Origin of the sequence: Streptomyces sp. DG1A-41 (assembly GCF_037055355.1) — a bacterium.
Taxonomy (GTDB): Bacteria; Actinomycetota; Actinomycetes; order Streptomycetales; family Streptomycetaceae; genus Streptomyces.
The window spans coordinates 5,505,685-5,520,508 of the sequence record NZ_CP146350.1 but is presented as its reverse complement, the minus strand read 5'-3'; the positions used below and the strand labels follow the sequence as shown (position 1 = coordinate 5,520,508).

The window sequence follows — 14,824 nt, the reverse complement described above, 5'->3', positions numbered from 1 at the left end:
GCCCCACGCGCGCGTGGCGAATGCGCCTGTTGTTCAGAAGAGGGCCGTGTCGGTGAAGCGCAGGACCAGCTGGGGTGCTCCGGACAGGGCGATGCCGAGGACTCCGGTCAGGGCGATCGCGGCGGTGAGCGGGGCGGGGACGCGGTGCTTCTCGGGTTCTCCCTCGGGGGCGCGGAAGAGCAGGGCCGTCCACTGGAGGTAGTAGAACAACGCGATGACGACGTTGACGGCCATGATCACGGCCAGCCAGCCGAGGCCGGCGTCGACGGCCGCCGAGAAGACGGTGACCTTGGCGAAGAGGCCGATGATGCCCGGCGGCAGCCCGGCGAGGCAGAGCAGGAAGAACGCCAGGAGGAGCGCGGACAACGGGCTCGAGGCGTACAGGCCGCGGTAGTCGGAGACGCGGTTGAGGGACTTCGTCCGGCCGACGAGGGCGGCCACGGCGAAGGCGCCGAGGTTCACGGCGCCGTACATCAGGGCGTAGGCGACGGTGGAGCCGATCGACTTCTCGGCGTCACCGGAGTACGCGGCGGCCGCGATCGGTACCAGGAGGTAGCCGGCCTGGCCGACGGAGGACCAGGCGAGCAGGCGTACCGCGCTGTACGCGCGCGTGGCCTGCTGGCGCAGGGCTCCGACGTTGCCCACGGTCATGGTGAGCGCTGCCAGGGCGGCGAGGGCCGGGCCCCAGACGTCGGCGTACGACGGGAGGGCGACGACCGTGACGAGGATCAGGCCGCTGAAGCCGACCGCCTTGCCGATGACCGACAGGTAGGCGGCGATGGGCAAGGGCGCCCCCACGTAAGTGTCGGGCACCCAGAAGTGGAAGGGCACGGCGGCCGTCTTGAAGGCGAAGCCGATGAGGGTGAGGACGACGCCGGTCTGGGCGAGCGTGTGGAGCTGTCCGTCGACGTTCTGGATGCGGTCGGCGACCTGGGTGAGGTAGAGGGTGCCCGTGGACGCGTACACGAAGCTGATGCCCATCAGGCTGACCGCGGTCGCGGTGACCGAGGACAGGAAGAACTTCAAAGCCGCTTCGGAGGACTTCCGGTCGCCGTACCTGAGGCCGACCAGTGCGAAGGCGGGCAGGGAGGCGACCTCGAGAGCGACGATCAGGGTCGCGAGGTCGCGGGAGGCGGGCAGGAGGGCGGCGCCGGCCGCGGAGGACAGCAGCAGGAACCAGTACTCCCCTTCGGGAAGCTCCTTGCGGGCGTCCTTGAGGGCGGTGACCGACAGGAGGGCTGCGAGGAGGGCGCCGCCGAGGACCAGGAACTGGATGACCAGGGCGAAGCGGTCGGCCGTGTAGCTGCACACGGTGGCGTCGCCGGTCAGGCAGAAGGTGCTGCGGTCGCCGTCCAGGAGGGGCAGCAGCATCAGCGTGGCGGCGGCCAGGCCGGCCACGGACGTCCAGCCGAGCAGCGGCTTGCGGTGCTCGGTGACGAACAGGTCGGCGACCAGGACGGCGAGTCCGACGACCGCCACGATGGTGGGCGGTGAGATCGCGAGCCAGTCGACGGACTGGACCAGCGACGCGGCCAGGGGCTGGGCCGGGGGGCTCATCGGGTGCCTCCTGCGAGGAGCTGCTGGACGGCCGGGTCGCTCAGGCCGAGGAGGGCCCTGGGCCACAGGCCCGCGACGACGGTGAGGACGACGAGCGGGGTCCAGGCCGCGAGCTCGTACGAGCGGACGTCGGTGAGCTTGGGGGTGTCCTGCGGCAGGGCGCCCATGCAGACGCGGCGGACCACGATCAGCAGGTAAGCGGCCGTCAGCAGCGTCCCGAACGCGCCGATCGCCATGAAGGTGAGGAAGGCGGGACGGCTGAGGCCGTCGGCGGGCTGGAAGGCGCCGAACAGGGCCAGCATCTCGCCCCAGAAGCCGGCGAGGCCCGGCAGACCGAGCGAGGCGACCGCGGCGAAGGCGAGCAGGCCGCCGAGGCGCGGGGCCTTGCCGTAGAGCGCGGCTCCGGTCTCCTCGGCGAGGGTGTCGAGGTCGGTGGTGCCGGTGCGGTCCTTCAGCGCTCCGACCAGGAAGAACAGCAGGCCGGTGATGAGGCCGTGGGCGATGTTGGCGAACAGGGCGCCGTTCACGCCGGTCGGTGTCATCGTGGCGATGCCGAGCAGGACGAAGCCCATGTGGCCGACGGAGGAGTAGGCGATGAGGCGCTTGAGGTCGCCCTTCGCGCCCTGCTTGGCGAGGGCCAGGCAGGCCAGGGATCCGTAGATGATGCCGACGACGGCGAGCGCTGCGAGGTAGGGCGCGAAGGTGCGGAAGCCGTCCGGTGCGATGGGGAGGAGGATCCGGACGAACCCGTATGTACCCATCTTCAGCAGGACACCGGCCAGCAGGACCGAGCCGACGGTCGGCGCGGCGGTGTGGGCGTCGGGCAGCCAGCTGTGCAGCGGCCACATCGGCGTCTTGACCGCGAGGCCGATCCCGATCGCCAGAACGGCGATGACCTGCACGGATGTGGTCAGCGATCGGCCGTTGTCAGTGGCGAGTGCCATCATGTCGAACGTGCCCGCCTTGATCCCGATCAGGAGCAGGCCGAGCAGCATGACCACGGAGCCGAGCAACGTGTAGAGGATGAACCGCCACGCGGCCTGGCTCCGGCCCTCGCCGCCCCAGCGGGCGATGAGGAAGTACATCGGGATGAGGACCATCTCGAAGGCGAGGAAGAACAGCAGCAGGTCGAGGACGGCGAAGGTCGCGAGTGTGCCGGACTCGAGGACGAGCAGCAGCGCGACGAAGGCCTTCGGGGTCGGCCCCGCGGGCATCTTGAAGTACGAGTAGAGCGCGCAGAGGAAGGTCAGCAGCGCGGTCAGGACCAGAAGGGGGAGGGAGATGCCGTCGATGCCGAGGTGGATGCGTACGTCGAGTGCTGGAATCCAGCTGATGTCCGTGCTGGCCTGCATCTTCGACGGCTGGTCGTGGTCGAAGCCGAGCGCGAGGACGATCGCCGCGATGAGGACCGCGCCGGTGACGGTGACGCCGTGCCGGAGCACGGCCTGCTCGGGTGACTTCCCCTTCAGCCCGGGCGGGGCCGGCAGGAGAGCGGCGGCGGCGCCCAGGAGCGGGCCGACGACGACGAACGCCAGAAGGAACTGCATCACGGACTCGTTGATATCGATCACGCCTGCTCACGCTCCCGTGGCGACGAGGACGACGGCGACCGCGAGGACGACGGTGCCGGCGAGCAGCGCGCTCACATAGGTCTGGACGTTGCCGGTCTGGGCGCGCCGTACGGCGGCGCCGAGCCAGCGGGGCAGCGCACCCGCGCCGCGTACGTAGGTCTCGACGACCTCCCGGTCCAGGAACCGGACGAGGCTCGCCCCCGCCTGGACCGGTCGGACGAAGAGGGCCCGGTACACGGCGTCCAGATGGAAGCCGGCGGCCGCGTGGCGATGCAGCGGGCCGAGCAGGAGCCGTCCGGGGTCGGCGGGGTCGGGCGCGTAGGCGATGTCGCCGTAGGCCGGCTTGTGGGTGGCGATGGCCTCTGCCTCGACCTGGGCGGCGTCGCCCTCGGGGTGGGCCGCGACCGCGCCCAGCGGGACGCGTGCGGTGAGCGCGGTGGTGTGCCGCCAGGCGCCGTAGGTGACGATGCCGCCGACCAGGGCCACGCCCGTGCCGAGCACGGATGTGGTCAGGGTCGGGCTGAGGTCGCGGCCGTCGAACCAGTCGGGCAGCAGGCGGAACGTGAATCCGCCGAGGGCCAGGGACGGGGCGGCGAGCACCCACAGCACGACGGTCATCGTCAGCGGCTGCCTGCCGTGGTCGGGGGCTTCGGCGCCCCGGCCGCGGAAGGCCAGCAGCCACAAGCGCATCGCGTAGGCGGCGGTGAGCACGGCCGTGAGCAGGCCGGCGACGAGCACGATCCAGCCCGCGGCGGCGGGGGCGTGCTCGGTGTGTCCGGTGACGACGTGTTCGGCGACGCCAAGGACGGCCTCCTTGGAGAAGAAGCCGCTGAACGGCGGGATCGCGGCCAGCGCGAGCAGCGCCACGGTCATCGTCCAGTAGGCGTCGGGGACGCGGTCGCGCAGGTTCCGCATGCGGGACATGGCGGCGAGCGAGTTGGTGCCGGCGGCGTGGATGATCACGCCGGCCGCGAGGAACAGCAGCGCTTTGAAGGCGCCGTGGGACAGGAGGTGGAAGACGGCGGCACCACGGTCACCGACGGCCAGGGCACCGGACATGTAGCCGAGCTGACCGATCGTCGAGTAGGCGAGGACGCGCTTGATGTCGTCCTGGGCGAGCGCGGCGAGCGCCGAGCCGGCCATCGTGACGGCCGCCATGACGGCGAGGACGACCATCGCGGCCTGGGAGGCCTCGAACAGCGGGAGGAGACGGGCGATGAAGTAGACACCGGCGGCGACCATCGTCGCGGCGTGGATCAGCGCGGAGACGGGGGTCGGGCCCGCCATCGCGTCGGGGAGCCAGGTGTGCAGCGGGAACTGCGCGGACTTGCCCGCCACGCCCGCCAGGAGCAGCAGGGCCATCAGCGTCGGGTGGTCGAGCGAGCCGCTCGCGACGGCGCCGATGACCCGGGTGATGCGGAAAGAACCGGCGTCGGTGGCCAGGGCGAACAGGCCGATGAGGAAGGGGACGTCGCCGAGCTTGGTGACCAGGAAGGCCTTGAGGGATGCGGCGCGGGCCTCCGGGGTCTCCCAGTAGTGGCCGACCAGGAAGTAGGAGCAGATGCCCATGACTTCCCAGCCGACCAGCAGCACGATCAGGTCGCCGGAGTAGACGACCAGGAGCATCGCGGAGGTGAACAGGGAGACGAGGGCGGCGTACGAGGAGTAGCGCGGGTCGTCGCGCAGGTAGCCCGTCGAGTAGATCTGCACGCAGGAGGCCACGAGGCCGACGAGGAGGGCGACGAGGGCGGCGAAGCCGTCGATGTGCAGGGCGAGTTCGATCGGGACGGAGCCGGTGGGGGTGAGTTCCGTGGCCGCGTTGACGGCCGCGTCACCGCCCTGCCGCACGGCGACCAGCGCGGCGAGCACCAGGGAGGTGAGCGTCGGCAGGACGGCGAGCGGGCGGACGAAGCCGGGTGCCGCCCGGCCCAGGAGCAGGCCGGCGACGGCGCCGAGGAACGGAAGGAGAGGGACGAGGACGGCGAGGGTGGTCGTGGTCACGCGGTGGCCTCAGCCTTCTGGGCCTCGTCGGACCGCTCGGCCGTGAGGGCCTCGTGGTCGGGGCAGTCGGGGTCGTGCCGTTCGGCGGTGTCGCGGAGCTTGTCGATGTCCGCGGTGCCGCGGTTGCGGTGGACTGCGAGGACGATCGCCAGGCCGATGCCGATCTCGGCGGCGGCGATGGCGATGGTGAACAGGGTGAGGGCCTGGCCCGAGTGCAGGGTCTCCTCGGCGGTCTTGCTGAGCCAGACGTCGAAGGCGACCAGGTTGAGGTTGACGGCGTTGAGCATCAGCTCGACCGACATCAGGACGAGGATCGCGTTGCGGCGGGCGAGGACGCCGTACAGGCCCGTGCAGAAGAGGACGGCGGAGAGGACGGCGGGATAGGCGAGGTGCATCAGCGGGTCCCTTCCTTCTCGCTCCGGGAGGCCGGGGCGTTCTCGGCCGTGGTCGCCGTGGCGGCCTTCGCCTTGCGGGACAGGACGATCGCGCCGACCAGGGCGGCGAGGAGGAGGACGGAGAGGGCCTCGAAGGGGAGGACCCAGTTCTGGAAGAGGCTCGCGCCGGTGGCCTCGGTGGAGCCGGCGGCGGGGCCGTCCAGGTCGATCCAGGTCGTGCGGAAGGCGTCGACGACGACCCAGACCAGGGCGGCAGCGGCGGCCACGGCCACGGTGAGGGCGGCCCAGCGGTTGCCGGAGTCGGCGTCCGGGGAGCGGCCGATGGGGGCCCTGGTGAGCATCAGACCGAACAGGAGGAGGACGACGACGGAACCGACGTAGATGAGGACCTGCACCCAGGCGATGAACTCGGCGGTGAGCAGCAGGTACTCGACGGCCAGGCCGCCGAGGGTCACCACCAGCCACAGGGCGGCGTGCACCAGCTGCCGGGTGGTGACGGTGACGAGCGCGGCGCCGAAGGTGACCAGGCCGACGAGGAGGAAGGCGATCTCGACGCCGGTCGGGGAGAGGAAACCGTGGGTCTCGGCGGGCCCGGCGCTGGTGGCCGGGCCCGCCGTGAGGAGACCTGCGGTTGCGGCGAGGGTCATTCCCGGCCCTCCTGCCCCGGCGTCGGCTGGTCCGGCGTTGCCTGGCCCGGCTTCGGCTGGTCGGTCTGTTGCTTGGAGTCGCCCTGCGGGCGGGTCGGTCGCTCGGCTGCCCGGGCCTGCTCGTCGGCGTGCGGTTCGGTGGCGGGCGGGGCCTGCTGGGCGGCCAGTTTGTCGGCGGTCTTGCGGGCGGTGGCGAGTTCCTTCGGCTCCTCCGCGCCGGGGTCGAGGGCCGGCGGGGCCGGGACGGTCCACATCCACTCGCGGAGCTTGTCGCGCTCGTGGGTGAGGTCGCGGATGTCGGTCTCGGCGTACTCGAACTCCGGGGACCAGAACAGGGCGTCGAAAGGGCAGACCTCGATGCAGATACCGCAGTACATGCACAGGGAGAAGTCGATGGCGAAGCGGTCCAGGACGTTGCGGCTGCGTTCGCGGCCGCCGGGGGTCGCCGCCGGGATCGTCTCCTTGTGGGAGTCGATGTAGATGCACCAGTCCGGGCACTCGCGGGCGCACAGCATGCAGACCGTGCAGTTCTCCTCGAACAGGCCGATCACACCGCGGGTGCGGGGCGGGAGGTCGGGCTGGGCGTCCGGGTACTGCGCGGTGACGGACTTCTTCGTCATCGTGCGGAGGGTGACGGCCAGGCCCTTGGCGAGGCCGCTGCCGGGGATGGGGGCCATGGTTACGCGATCACCACCTTGACGATGCCGGTGAGGGCGATCTGGGCGAGGGAGAGGGGGACGAGGAGGGTCCAGGACAGTTTCTGGAGCTGGTCCTCGCGCAGGCGGGGATAGGTGACGCGCAGCCAGATGACGAGGAAGGCGAGGGCGGCGGTCTTCAGCAGGGTCCAGACCCAGCCGAGGCCGTCGGCGCCCCAGGGTCCGTGCCAGCCGCCCAGGAAGAGGACGGTGGTCAGGCCGCACAGGACGACGATTCCGGCGTACTCGGCGAGGAGGAAGAGGGCGAAGCGGAGGCCGGTGTACTCGGTGTACGCGCCGAAGATGATCTCCGAGTCGGCGACGGGCATGTCGAAGGGCGGGCGCTGGAGTTCGGCGAGGCCGGCCACGAAGAAGACGATCGCGCCGACGATCTGCCAGGGCAGCCACCACCACTCGAAGGCGTCGAGGATGCCGGGGAGCGAGACGGTGCCGGCCGCCATCGCCACCGAGGCGGCGGTCAGGAGCATCGGCAGTTCGTAGGCGAGGAGCTGGGCGGCGGTGCGGAGGCCGCCGAGGAGGGAGAACTTGCTGGCGGAGGCCCAGCCGGCCATGAGCGAGCCGAGGACGCCGACGCCCATGACGGCCAGGACGAAGAAGACGCCGGCGTCGATGAGCTGTCCGACGGCTCCCTCGTCCGGGCCGATGGGGATGGCGAGCAGGACGAGGAGGTAGGGCAGGAGGGCGACGGCGGGGGCCAGTTGGAAGATGCGGCGGTCCGCGCCCGCCGGGACGACGTCCTCCTTCTGCGCGAACTTCACGCCGTCGGCGATCAGCTGGGCCCAGCCGTGGAAGCCGCCGGCGTACATGGGGCCGAGGCGGCCCTGCATGTGGGCCATCACCTTGTGTTCTGTCTGACCGATGATCAGAGGGAAGGTGAGGAAGACGACGAAGACGATCAGGAGTCGCAGGATGACGTCGAGCACGTCGTTCACCGCGGGCCTCCTGTGGGGTCTTCGGGGTTGTCTGAGTTGTCGGGGTTATCGGGACTGTCGGGCTTGCTGGTGGGCTGCCGGTCGCTCGCCGGTGCCGGACTGTCAGGGGGGTCCGAGGGACCAGGGCTGTCCGCGGGGCCGGGCGTCTCCGCGGGCTCGGGGTTTTCCGGACTGCGCGAGGTCCCCGAGTCGTCGGGCGACTTCGGGGTGTCCGGTGACTCCGAGGCTCTGTTCGGGGCCTTCGAGTCACCCGACGGCTCGGGAGTGGGCAACGGGCCGGCCTCGGGCGACGGTTCGGGAGCCGGTTCGTCGAAGGCCGGGCGGGCGTGGTGCCACGGGGCGTCCGTGCTGCGCGGGGGGCGCGCAGCCCTGCCCGGCCGGCTCTCGCCGGGTTCGGACGCGGCCCGCTGGCTGGAGGAGCCCTCCGATGCGCTTCGTGCACGGCGAGGGCCGGAGGCACCTGGCTGCGTCCGCTGCGACGCCGAGCCGTCGCTCGCGCTTCGCGCCCGACGCGGCCCAGCCGAGGTGGCCGGGGACTCAGGCTCGGTGACCGGGGACTCAAGCTCGGTGACCGGCGGCTGGGAGCCGGTCCCGGGCGCCGCTGGTTCGGCTTCGGTCGCCTTGGATTCGGGACCGGAGGTCGTGGATTCAGGGCCGGTGGACGTCTGACTTACCGAGCCCTCCGCCGCTTTGCGGCTACGGCGCGGGGCGGCTGGGGACTCGGAAGGCGAATCGCCCGTCGCCGCCTGACTGACCGAGCCGTCTGCCGCCGAGCGGTTGTGACGCGGCCCCGCCGAAGCCGGAGCAGCCGACTCCCCGGACGCGGTCTGGCTCGCCGACCCCTCCCCCGCCGACCGCACACGGCGCGCAGCAGCCGGAGACGGAGTACCCGCGTCACCCGCGGCAGCCTGACTCGCCGAACCCTCCCCCGCCGATCGAGTGCGACGCGGCCCCGCCGAAGCCGGAGCAGCCGACTCCCCGGACGCGGTCTGGCTCGCCGACCCCTCCCCCGCCGACCGCACACGGCGCGCAGCAGCCGGAGACGGAGTACCCGCGTCACCCGCGGCAGCCTGACTGGCAGAGCCCTCCCCCGCCGTACGGGTTCGCCGCACCGGGCGCTCGCCCGTGGGGCGGGCGGCTGCCGTGCGGGCGGCGCCGCGGGCCGGGGCCGGGGGAAGCTGGCCCTTCAGGGGGCCCCATTCGTTCGGGTCGGGGACCCCGGGGGGCAGCATCTGGCGGCGCTTGGGGCCGCCGTGTTCCGACTCGCCGGGTTCCTTCGCGCCGGGCCAGGCCTTGGCGACGCGTGCGGCCAGGACGAAGTCCTTGCGCAGGGGGTGGCCTTCGAAGTTCTCGGGGAGGAGCAGGTGGTCCAGTGCCGGGTGGCCTTCGAAGGTGACGCCGAACATCTCGTGTGTCTCGCGTTCGTGCCAGGCGGCGCCCGCGTAGACACCGACCGCCGAGGGCAGGGCGGGGGCCTCGTGCGGGACCGTCGTACGCAGGAGGAGACGTCGGAGCGGGGACAGCGCCGCGACGTGGGCCGTGACGCGGAAGCCCGTGCCCGGTTCGTCGACCGCGCTCAGCCAGTCGAAGTACGTGCAGCCCAGGCGGTCGCGTGCGGTCTCCAGGGCGGAGATCCAGGTCGCCGGTGGTACGTCGACCGTCAGGACCTCGTACGACTCCTCGGCCGTGGCGTCCGTACCGAAGAGTTCCTCGACGTCGGCGGGGAGCCAGCCGGCCGCGGTCATCGCCCCTCCTCCGAAGCCGAGCCCGAAGCCGAGCCCGAAACCGAGCCCGCATCCGAGCCCGCATCCGAGCCCGAGGACGGGGCCGGCGGCCGTACCAGGCCGCTCTGCAACGCCGCCGCCGAAGGCCGCGCCGTGCCGTACCGCTCCCCCAGCGACTCGCGAGCGATCTTCTCCTGGAGCTTGAGGATGCCCTGGAGCAGCGCCTCGGGCCGGGGCGGGCAGCCGGGGACGTAGACGTCGACGGGGATGATCTGGTCGACGCCCTTGGTGACGGAGTACGAGTCCCAGTACGGGCCCCCGCAGTTGCTGCACGCGCCGAAGGAGATGACGTACTTGGGTTCCGGCATCTGCTCGTAGAGGCGCTTCACCGCCGGCGCCATCTTGTCGGTGACCGTGCCGGACACCACCATCAGGTCGGCCTGGCGCGGGCCCGGCGCGAAGGGGATGACGCCGAGCCGGATGAAGTCGTGGCGGGCCATCGACGCGGCGATGAACTCGATCGCGCAGCAGGCGAGGCCGAAGTTGAAGACCCAGAGCGAGTAGCGGCGGCCCCAGTTCAGGATCACCTTCATCGGCTCGGGCGCGAGACGCGCGAGGGCGCCGAGCCGCTTCGGCTCCGGAAGCAGCACGGGCTCGGGGCTGGAGGGGGTCACGTCCATGCCAGCACGCCCTTCTTGTATGCGTAGAGCAGGCCCACGGCCAGGAAGCCGAGGAAGATGAACATCTCCACCAGGGTGGTCGCGCCGTAGCCGGGGGCTGCGAAGACGGTCGCCCAGGGGAACAGGAAGATCGAGTCGACGGCGAAGATCACGTACAGGAAGGCGTAGACGTAGTAGCGGACCTGGGTGTGGGCCCATCCCTCGCCGACGGGGTCGACGCCGCACTCGTACGTCAGGAGCTTCTCGGGTGTGGGGACCACGGGCCGCAGCAGGCGGCCGGCCCCGAAGGCGACGGCCACGAACAGCACACCGACCACGGCGAGCAGCCCGACGACCGAATAGGACTGGAAGTAGTCCGCCGCGACGACGGTCGTGGTGACGACGGTCGGTTCCGGCACGTCCGTCCCTCGCTCCCTGAAACTCGGACTGGATCCTGCGACGGTTCCGCGGCTCCGGGGCACGGCCGGGAACAACGGACGCCGCCGTTCGACGAACAACGGAGGCCGCCGTTCGACGATCTGTACGCACGGGAGTCTAGGCCCTGATAAAGGCAGGGTAAGCAGCCCGTCACGCCCTGGCATGCGGGGGTGGGGTTTACCTCAGTCGATCCTGGCGGTCTGCCTCATGGCGCGGCCGCCCGCCGCCCGGCACGCTAACGCACATGACCGAACGTATCCCGTCCTTGGGCACGAGCGCGGCCACGTCGGCGGCCGGGGAGGACGACCGCCCGCCGCCGCCCCGTCTCGCCTACGACCGGCACACCTGGAAGGAGATCGCGCACCTCCTGGCGAACCTTCCGGTCGCGCTGATCGGATTCACCTATGTCGTGACGGCGTTGTCCACCAGCTTCGGGCTGACGATCACGGTGATCGGGTTCCCGCTGCTCGCGGCCGCGCTCACGGGCGCGCGGCTGCTGGGCCGGATGGAGCGGGCGCGGGCCAGGGCGCTGCTCGGGGTGCGGGTGGACGAACCGAGCCGGCTGCCGCTGCGCGGCTCGGGCGGCTTCCTCCAGCATCTGTGGATGTCGCTGAAGGACCCGGTGGGCTGGCGCACGGTGCTGTACGAGTTCATACGGCTGCCGTGGGGCGTCCTCACCTTCGTCACCACGCTGACCTCGCTGTTCGTGCTGTGGCCGGTGCTGCCGTTCATCGCGCGGGGCCTGGCCAACGCCGACCGGGCCATGGTGCGCGGGCTGCTGTCGCCCTCCGACGAGCTGGAGCGGCGCATCGCCGAGCTGGAGTCGGACCGGGGGGTCGTGGTCGACACGGCGGCGGCCGACCTGCGGCGCATCGAGCGGGATCTGCACGACGGGGCGCAGGCCCGGCTGGTCAACCTGGCCATGGGGCTGGGCCTGGCGAAGGAGAAGGTGCTGGAGGACCCCGACGCGGCGGCGGCGATGGTCGAGGAGGCGCACGGCGAGGTGAAGCTGGCGCTCCAGGAGCTGCGCGACCTGGCCCGCGGCATCCACCCGGCGGTCCTGACCGACCGCGGTCTGGACGCGGCCCTGTCCTCGGTCTCCTCGCGCTGCACGGTCCCGGTCAAGGTGACGGTCGACCTGCCGGCGCGGCCGGCTGCGGCCATCGAGGGCATCGCCTATTTCACCGTCTCGGAGCTGCTCCAGAACGTCAGCAAGCACAGCGCGGCGAAGTCGGCGTCGGTCGATGTGTGGCGGAGGAACGACCGGCTGCTCATCCAGGTGTGGGACGACGGCCGCGGGGGTGCGAGCCTCGACGGCGGTACGGGAATGAAGGGCCTGGCCGAGCGGCTGGACGCCGTCGACGGGCTGTTCGTCCTGGAGTCGCCCGAGGGCGGCCCGACGACGGTCACGGCGGAACTGCCCTGGCGCGACCGCACGGACGACTCCGGCACAGGCGCCGGTTGAGCCCTGCCGACGCCCGTTACGTCCTTCCGACGCCCACTATGTCCTTCTGACGCCCACCTCGTCCCGCCGACGCCCGCCACATCCTGCCGACGCCGGTTGCGCCCTGCCGACAGGACCCGGGCGGAGTCCGAGGTAGGGAAAACCCCCCGTCCAAGACGCCGACGGCCTCCATGGTCCGCCGACCTGCGGCGGAGCAGGGTGGAGGTACGAGGGAACAGCCGCAGGACGAGGAGAAGGACGACGCCGATGGCCACGGAGTACGGACAGGGGTACGGGCTCGACGGCAGGCCCGGGGTCCCCGGGAGCACCGAGCGGCGGCACCGGCTGCCCGCCGCGTTGCGGGCTCCGGTCGAGGGCCGCAGCTGGCGCGAGCTCGGGTATGTGCTGCTCAGCCTGCCGATCAGCATCCTGCTGTTCACCTACGCGGTCACGATGGTGTCACTGGGGGCGGGGCTGCTGGTGACGTTCCTCGGCATACCGGTGCTGGCGGCGGCGCTCGCCGGGTGCTGTGGCCTCGGGGCGCTGGAGCGGCTGCGGGCCCGGGCGCTGCTGGGCCTGGAGGTGGCCGACCCGGAGCCGCTGCGGATGAAGAAGCCGGGTGCCATGGCGTGGATGGGGGCCGTCCTCAAGAGCGGCGCCTCGTGGCGGGCCCTGCTGTACGCGGTGCTGCATCTGCCGTGGGCGGTGTTCTCGTTCGTCGTCGCCGTGAACGTCTGGGTGCTGGGCTGGGCGCTGCTGACGTACCCGCTGTGGTTCTGGGTGTTCCCGATGTACGCCGGCCAGGACGGGATACAGCTGTACGGCGACGAGACGCACCGGGTCTACCTCGACAACCCCTTCGAGATCACGGTGACCGCGCTCGTGGGACTGCTGCTGACGATCGCCACGCCGTGGATCGTGCGGGCGCTGACGATGGTGGACCGGCTGATGGTGCACGGGCTGCTCGGGCCGTCGCGGCTGGCCTCGCGGGTGGTGGAGCTGGAGTCGGACCGGGGCGTCGTGGTCGACTCGGCGGCGGCCGACCTGCGGCGCATCGAGCGGGATCTGCACGACGGGGCCCAGGCGCGGCTGGTGGCGCTGGCCATGGATCTGGGGCTGGCGAAGGAGAAACTCCAGGAGGATCCGGAGACGGCCGTGCGGATGGTGGACGAGGCGCACGGCGAGGTGAAGACGGCGCTCCAGGAGCTGCGCGACCTGGCCCGGGGGATCCACCCTGCGGTGCTGACGGACCGCGGGCTGGACGCGGCGCTGTCGGCGGTGGCGTCGCGGTGCACGGTGCCGGTGCAGGTCGAGGTCGACCTGGTGGAGCGGCCGGCGCTGGCGATAGAGGGGATCGCGTACTTCACGGTGTCGGAGCTGCTCCAGAACGTCACCAAGCACGCGCGGGCGGCCTGGGCCGGCGTGGAGGTGTGGCGGACGGAGAACCGGCTGATGCTCCAGGTCGTGGACAACGGCGTGGGCGGGGCCGACACGTCCCAGGGATCGGGGCTGGCGGGACTGGCGGAGCGGCTCGACGCGGTGGACGGGATCCTGGTGGTGGACTCGCCGGCGGGCGGGCCGACGCGGGTGACCGCGGAGTTGCCGTGGCGGGACGCGTACGTGCGGTGACCTGACGCGCACGTGAGATGGCCTTCGGTCAATGAACCCCCTGCCTTCGCCCTCCCCACACCCGAACCGGTCGGACCGGGAGGTTCGGCCGGATCGGGAGGTTCGGCCGGACAACAAGCCGGTCCGCCCCCATCCAGCGCCCGATCCTGAAATGCTGGACCCGTCGCACGGGTGGGCGCGGAGCCGTTGTGGGCCGCGGACGGGCGGCGTCTGGCTGTGGGGGGCCGAACATCGTGGAGGACAGGGTGCGGGTGGTCATCGCCGAGGATTCAGTGCTGCTCAGGGAGGGCCTGACCCGGCTGCTGACCGACCGCGGGCACGAGGTCGTCGCCGGGGTCGGAGACGGGGCGGCGCTGATCAAGACCATCACGGAGCTGGACGCGCAGGGCGGACTGCCGGACGTCGTGGTCGCCGACGTACGGATGCCGCCGACGCACACCGACGAGGGGGTGCGGGCGGCGGTGCAGTTGCGCAAGGCGCACCCGGGGCTCGGCGTGCTGGTGCTGTCACAGTACGTGGAGGAGCGCTACGCCACGGAGCTGCTGGCGGGGTCCAGCCGGGGCGTCGGCTATCTGCTGAAGGACCGGGTGGCCGAGGTGCGTGAGTTCGTGGACGCGGTGGTGCGGGTGGCCGAGGGCGGTACGGCCCTCGACCCGGAGGTCGTCGCGCAGTTGCTGGGCCGCAGCCGTAAGCAGGACGTGCTCGCGAGGCTGACCCCGCGGGAGCGGGAGGTACTGGGGCTGATGGCCGAGGGGCGGACGAACTCGGCGATCGCCCGGCAGCTCGTGGTGAGCGACGGGGCGGTCGAGAAGCACGTCAGCAACATCTTCCTGAAGCTCGGGCTCTCCCAGAGCGAGGGGGACCACCGCCGGGTGCTGGCCGTGCTGAGATACCTGAATTCCTGACCGGCCGGCCAGTCCCCGACCGAACCGCGGGGCGGGCACGGAGCGTCTTGAAGGTCAGCACCAGGGATCGGAGAACAGGGCAAGTCGGGGCGCCTTCTCGTCTCAAAGTCGTGTCCAACATGCGAATGACCCGAAGGAGGCGGCCCTTGCGGTCGTAGTGTTGATCCTGGGAACGCCTGCGGGAAGGCCTTCCCGGACAGCCGCCT

At 71.7% G+C, this 14,824-nt stretch carries 13 protein-coding genes; 3 read left to right on the top strand and 10 right to left on the bottom strand.

Going from position 1 to position 14,824, the window contains the following annotated elements; translation table 11 throughout:
• Window positions 1-33 precede the first annotated feature (33 nt).
• From V8690_RS25865 to V8690_RS25820, 10 genes are read right to left on the bottom strand one after another with little or no spacing between them, the layout of a single operon-like run.
• Window positions 34-1,557, bottom strand: coding sequence for an NADH-quinone oxidoreductase subunit N (locus V8690_RS25865; protein WP_338782504.1), 1,524 nt, complete (start codon window positions 1,555-1,557; stop codon window positions 34-36).
• Window positions 1,554-3,128: an NADH-quinone oxidoreductase subunit M gene (locus V8690_RS25860; protein WP_338782503.1), complete on the bottom strand. Its 1,575-nt coding sequence runs from the start codon at window positions 3,126-3,128 to the stop codon at window positions 1,554-1,556. Before V8690_RS25860 ends, V8690_RS25865 begins: the two co-directional genes overlap by 4 nt.
• 6 nt (window positions 3,129-3,134) lie before the next feature.
• On the bottom strand, window positions 3,135-5,129 hold the full coding sequence (locus tag V8690_RS25855) for an NADH-quinone oxidoreductase subunit L (protein ID WP_338782502.1): 1,995 nt from the start codon (window positions 5,127-5,129) through the stop codon (window positions 3,135-3,137).
• On the bottom strand, window positions 5,126-5,524 hold the full coding sequence (nuoK, locus tag V8690_RS25850) for an NADH-quinone oxidoreductase subunit NuoK (protein ID WP_338782501.1): 399 nt from the start codon (window positions 5,522-5,524) through the stop codon (window positions 5,126-5,128). Before nuoK ends, V8690_RS25855 begins: the two co-directional genes overlap by 4 nt.
• Window positions 5,524-6,171: an NADH-quinone oxidoreductase subunit J gene (locus V8690_RS25845; RefSeq protein ID WP_338782500.1), complete on the bottom strand. Its 648-nt coding sequence runs from the start codon at window positions 6,169-6,171 to the stop codon at window positions 5,524-5,526. The genes nuoK and V8690_RS25845 overlap by 1 nt, the downstream gene beginning before the upstream one ends.
• The gene (locus V8690_RS25840; RefSeq protein WP_338782499.1) at window positions 6,168-6,848 is read right to left on the bottom strand and encodes a 4Fe-4S binding protein; all 681 of its coding nucleotides are present in this window, start codon (window positions 6,846-6,848) and stop codon (window positions 6,168-6,170) included. Before V8690_RS25840 ends, V8690_RS25845 begins: the two co-directional genes overlap by 4 nt.
• Window positions 6,849-6,850: 2 nt before the next feature.
• The gene (locus tag V8690_RS25835; protein WP_338782498.1) at window positions 6,851-7,819 is read right to left on the bottom strand and encodes a complex I subunit 1 family protein; all 969 of its coding nucleotides are present in this window, start codon (window positions 7,817-7,819) and stop codon (window positions 6,851-6,853) included.
• The gene (locus V8690_RS25830; RefSeq protein WP_338782497.1) at window positions 7,816-9,564 is read right to left on the bottom strand and encodes an NADH-quinone oxidoreductase subunit C; all 1,749 of its coding nucleotides are present in this window, start codon (window positions 9,562-9,564) and stop codon (window positions 7,816-7,818) included. Before V8690_RS25830 ends, V8690_RS25835 begins: the two co-directional genes overlap by 4 nt.
• A complete protein-coding gene (locus V8690_RS25825) occupies window positions 9,561-10,223 on the bottom strand; it encodes an NADH-quinone oxidoreductase subunit B family protein (RefSeq protein ID WP_338782496.1) in 663 nt (220 codons plus the stop codon). The genes V8690_RS25830 and V8690_RS25825 overlap by 4 nt, the downstream gene beginning before the upstream one ends.
• Window positions 10,214-10,621 carry an NADH-quinone oxidoreductase subunit A gene (locus V8690_RS25820; RefSeq protein WP_010041427.1) on the bottom strand — a complete coding sequence of 136 codons (408 nt, stop codon included), beginning with the start codon at window positions 10,619-10,621 and terminating at the stop codon, window positions 10,214-10,216. The genes V8690_RS25825 and V8690_RS25820 overlap by 10 nt, the downstream gene beginning before the upstream one ends.
• Window positions 10,622-10,884: 263 nt before the next feature.
• Here V8690_RS25820 and V8690_RS25815 point away from each other — a divergent pair, with 263 nt between their 5' ends.
• From V8690_RS25815 to V8690_RS25805, 3 genes are all read left to right on the top strand, one after another.
• Entirely contained in the window at window positions 10,885-12,105 is a 1,221-nt protein-coding gene (locus tag V8690_RS25815; protein WP_338782495.1) for a sensor domain-containing protein, read from the top strand.
• Between the two features lie 246 nt (window positions 12,106-12,351).
• Entirely contained in the window at window positions 12,352-13,713 is a 1,362-nt protein-coding gene (locus V8690_RS25810; RefSeq protein WP_338782494.1) for a sensor domain-containing protein, read from the top strand.
• A gap of 233 nt (window positions 13,714-13,946) precedes the next feature.
• Window positions 13,947-14,618: a response regulator transcription factor gene (locus tag V8690_RS25805; protein WP_338782493.1), complete on the top strand. Its 672-nt coding sequence runs from the start codon at window positions 13,947-13,949 to the stop codon at window positions 14,616-14,618.
• Window positions 14,619-14,824: the final 206 nt, after the last annotated feature.

Bases quoted from the DNA above. Each gene is read 5' to 3' on its own strand.
- V8690_RS25840 (WP_338782499.1), bottom strand. From the start codon at position 6,848: ATGGCCCCCATCCCCGGCAGCGGCCTCGCCAAGGGCCTGGCCGTCACC.
- nuoK (WP_338782501.1), bottom strand. From the start codon at position 5,524: ATGCACCTCGCCTATCCCGCCGTCCTCTCCGCCGTCCTCTTCTGCACG.
- V8690_RS25815 (WP_338782495.1), top strand. From the start codon at position 10,885: ATGACCGAACGTATCCCGTCCTTGGGCACGAGCGCGGCCACGTCGGCG.
- V8690_RS25865 (WP_338782504.1), bottom strand. From the start codon at position 1,557: ATGAGCCCCCCGGCCCAGCCCCTGGCCGCGTCGCTGGTCCAGTCCGTC.
- V8690_RS25810 (WP_338782494.1), top strand. From the start codon at position 12,352: ATGGCCACGGAGTACGGACAGGGGTACGGGCTCGACGGCAGGCCCGGG.
- V8690_RS25830 (WP_338782497.1), bottom strand. From the start codon at position 9,564: ATGACCGCGGCCGGCTGGCTCCCCGCCGACGTCGAGGAACTCTTCGGT.
- V8690_RS25845 (WP_338782500.1), bottom strand. From the start codon at position 6,171: ATGACCCTCGCCGCAACCGCAGGTCTCCTCACGGCGGGCCCGGCCACC.
- V8690_RS25825 (WP_338782496.1), bottom strand. From the start codon at position 10,223: ATGGACGTGACCCCCTCCAGCCCCGAGCCCGTGCTGCTTCCGGAGCCG.